A 1598-nucleotide genomic window follows, 5' to 3' on the forward strand; every position below is an offset into this window, starting at 1 on the left:
GACCACATCCTGATGCTCATTCCAGACAACGTGCTGCATGTTTTCGGCCAAAGTGCGGCCAGTCACCGTCATGCAGTCGCCATGCAGATAGCCGTGGTCGAGCAGGGTCTTCATCAGCAGCGGAATGCCGCCGGCCTCGAACATGTCCTTGGCGACATATTTGCCGCCCGGCTTGAGGTCGGCGATGTAAGGCGTCTTCTCGAAGATCTTGGCCACGTCGAACAGGTCGAACTTGATGCCGGCCTCGTGCGCGATCGCCGGCAGATGCAGTGCCGCGTTGGTCGAACCGCCGGTAGCCGAGACCACGGTCGCCGCATTCTCCAGCGCCTTCAGCGTGACGATGTCGCGCGGCCGGATATTTCTGGCGATCAGCTCCATGATCTTTTCGCCCGAGGCGAAATTGAACCGGTCGCGCATTTCATAGGGTGCCGGCGCGCCGCAGGAATAGGGCAGCGCCAGGCCGATCGCCTCGGCGACGGTCGCCATGGTGTTGGCGGTGAACTGGGCGCCGCAGGAACCGGCCGAGGGACACGCGACCTGTTCGATCTCAAGCAGTTCGTCATCGCTGATCGTGCCGACCGAGTGCTGGCCGACCGCCTCGAAAACATCCTGCACGGTGATCTGGCGGCCGCGATAGCTGCCGGGCAGGATCGAACCGCCATAGATGAAGATCGACGGCACATTGAGCCGCACCATGGCCATCATCATGCCGGGCAGCGACTTGTCGCAGCCGGCGAGCCCAACCAGCGCGTCGTAGCAATGGCCGCGCATGGTGAGCTCGACCGAATCGGCGATGACCTCGCGCGACACCAGGGACGACTTCATGCCCTGGTGACCCATGGCGATGCCATCGGTGACGGTGATGGTGCAGAATTCGCGCGGCGTGCCGCTGGCGGCCGCGACGCCCTTCTTGACCACCTGCGCCTGGCGCATCAGCGAAATGTTGCAGGGCGCCGCCTCGTTCCAGCAGGAGGCGACCCCGACCAGCGGCTGCGCAATCTCGGCCGCCGACAAACCCATGGCATAGAGATAGGAACGATGCGGCGCACGCGCCGGACCGACGGTCACATAGCGGCTAGGGAGCTTAGCCTTGGAGATGACTTTGGCGTCCATACTCTTCCTTGCCCCATCTTCCCTGCAAATGGGGCGGAGCGGCCTGCCCCCTCGCCGAGCCTTTTGGCGCGTGTCCCGAGACAAGATCGAGGTGCGCCGGGTTTATGGCGGGAAATGGGCAATTTCCTCAGCCTGACCTCTACCGCAGGGGTTGTTCAGAAAGTGTTGCCAAAACGTCACAATAGCAGGAGGGCGACAACAGCGCGGCTTATGTGCACGCGGCCTATATGAATGGCGCACGGGCAAGAGCCGCCCAAATGAAAAAGGCCGGGTATTGCCCGGCCTTTTTGTAAAATTCTCAACAGGTTAGAACTTGATCTTGATACCGCCGGAAAATGCCGTGACCAGATCGTTGCCAAAATCGTAGGTGGCGTCGTCACCAATAATTTTTCCGTTCTCGCCAATCACTATGCCGGAATGACCACTGGTGAGCACACCGACTGCACCGGCCAGGCGAACCTCAATGTTGGGCTTCGGCGTATAAG

The 1598-nt window shown here is 61.3% G+C and carries 1 protein-coding gene and 1 pseudogene; both read right to left on the reverse strand.

Annotated features, from left to right (window positions below; translation table 11 throughout):
- A partial coding sequence (locus ENZ74_RS31300) for a dihydroxy-acid dehydratase (protein ID WP_206522381.1) occupies positions 1-1113 on the reverse strand: 1113 nt, incomplete at its 3' end.
- Between the two features lie 306 nt (positions 1114-1419).
- A pseudogene (locus ENZ74_RS35495) lies at positions 1420-1598 on the reverse strand (transporter); the annotation flags it as partial.

Source organism: Mesorhizobium sp. M7A.F.Ca.CA.002.15.2.1 (assembly GCF_003998715.1).
Lineage (GTDB): Bacteria > Pseudomonadota > Alphaproteobacteria > Rhizobiales > Rhizobiaceae > Mesorhizobium > Mesorhizobium ciceri.